The sequence below is a fragment of the Cohnella nanjingensis genome (assembly GCF_014212125.1).
Lineage (GTDB): Bacteria > Bacillota > Bacilli > Paenibacillales > Paenibacillaceae > Cohnella > Cohnella nanjingensis.
In genome coordinates this window covers 1-1,992 of the sequence record NZ_JACJVP010000060.1, presented here as the reverse complement: position 1 = coordinate 1,992, position 1,992 = coordinate 1, and the positions used below count along the sequence as shown (strand labels likewise).

The 1,992-nt window shown below is 51.7% G+C and carries 2 protein-coding genes; both read left to right on the top strand.

Annotated elements, in window-relative coordinates; genetic code table 11:
• Positions 1-234: 234 nt before the first annotated feature.
• A complete protein-coding gene (locus tag H7C19_RS30455; protein ID WP_185672866.1) occupies positions 235-690 on the top strand; it encodes an AraC family transcriptional regulator in 456 nt (151 codons plus the stop codon).
• Between the two features lie 477 nt (positions 691-1,167).
• Positions 1,168-1,992: efflux RND transporter permease subunit (locus H7C19_RS30450; RefSeq protein WP_185672854.1), on the top strand; the 825-nt coding region annotated here is incomplete at its 3' end.

Below are 1,992 nucleotides of genomic sequence, written 5' to 3'. Positions count from 1 at the left end.
AGTTGTACATTTACAACTGTTTGGTTGGCGTTGGAGGCCTGGAGGTTTTCATTATAGCCTATGACCGGGTAAGGTCATGCGTGTTTTTTATTGGGAAGAGCAAGGGAGCGTAGCCGTGACACAAGGAGGCAAAGTGTACAAATCACTATTCAAAAAAAAGAAATGAATAACATTTTATATCATGATAGCATTCGAATTGTAACGAAAAACAATAAAAGAAAGGAAAAAGGTAATATGATAATGAATGTAGAATTAATCCCGGAATATCGCATTGCTTATGTGCGACAGGTCGGTCCATATGGTCCTGCCAATGCGCAAGCCATGGAAGGGTTAAAAAAATGGGCTGTGGAGAAAAAGCTACTTACCGAATCGGCAATTCTACTTGGAATTCCGCAAGATCACCCTGAAATAACGCTTCCTGAAAACTGCAGGTATGATGCATGTATCGTCATTTCCAAGGATTTTCAAATGGATGATTCCATTTGCGAAAGCGAGCTTGCCGGTGGAAAATATATGGTTTGCAAAGTCAAACATACGGCGGAAGAGATTCAAAAAGCATGGACTGACATTTTTCCAGCGTTACAAGACAGTGGATATCAAATGGACGACAAACCGATTTTAGAAAGATACACGGGTGAAATGATTAACAATGATTCATGCGAAATATGCATACCCATAAAACCGTTATAGCCTCGTTAGCGCATTTTTCTTGTTCGTTGTTCGCGTCTTTCCCGCGCGAGAGGACGGACAAGCGGTTTGTTCAGTTTTGACGTTCGCATCGATGCAAGGGATCGATAGGCAGAGAGACGGCAGCCTTCGGGGCGGCCGTCTTTTTGTTGGGAGACGGACAAGGGATGGACGTGCTGTGATACGGAGAGTCAAAATGTACATCTTAATGAAATAAGCCAAAAAGCGGTCCGGACGCCAGACAAGGAGAGCAGACGCATCGTTCCGCGGACGACTCCGCCGACTCGACCGACCGTTCGAATGAAAAGTGAAACGCAGAAGCATTGCCGCCGTAGTAGAGATGGTAGACATCATCGCGTGCGACACCAAAACTACATTGACTTTCGACCGGGCGTTCGATACGATGGCAACGATCAGGCGGAGAGAAGCTTGGGGGCCGCGGAAGGACAAGCTGGGAAGAAGAGCAGAAGGAGTGGAATCATGAGGGGCATTATCAAGTTTTCACTGAGCAACAAGTTTGCGCTATGGATGATTACGATCATCGTCCTGGTGGCCGGGTTGTATTCCGGCATGAACATGAAGCAGGAGAGCCTGCCGAATCTGTCGTTGCCTTACCTCAGCGTGACGACGGTCGTGCCAGGGGCTTCGCCGGACGGCGTCGTCGAACAGGTGACGGCACCGCTGGAGCAGCGTCTCAAGAACGTAGAAGGCTTGAAGAACATCACCTCTACGTCGATGTCTAACGTATCGAACATTACGCTGGAATTCGACTTCGGACAAAATATGGATAAGGCGACGACCGGCGTTCGCGAAGCGATCGACAGCGTCAAGCTGCCGGATACCGCGCAGGATCCTTCCATCTCGAAGTTCTCCATTAATACGTTTCCCGTCATCTCCCTGAGCGTCTCGGGAGAGAGCGGTCTCGAAGATCTGACGAAGACGGTAACGGACGAAGTGCAGCCGGCGCTCGAAGGCTTGGACGGCGTCGCGTCCGTCCAGATCGCGGGTCAGTTCGTGAAAGAAGTGAAGCTGACCTTCGACCAGGCGAAGCTCGCGCAGTACGGCCTGACCGAGGATTCGGTCAAGCAGATGATCCAAGGCTCCGCGGTCAACGTGCCGCTCGGGATCTTCACGCTGGGCAAGACGGAGAAGTCGATCGTCGTGGACGGACGTATCGCGACGCTGGACGACCTGAAGAACCTGGAGATTCCTGCGATTCCGGCAGGGGCCGGCGCGGCTGGCGCCGGCGCGGGCCAAGCTGGCGCAGGCATGCCGGGCGCAGGTGCGGGCGCGACGGGCGCAGGC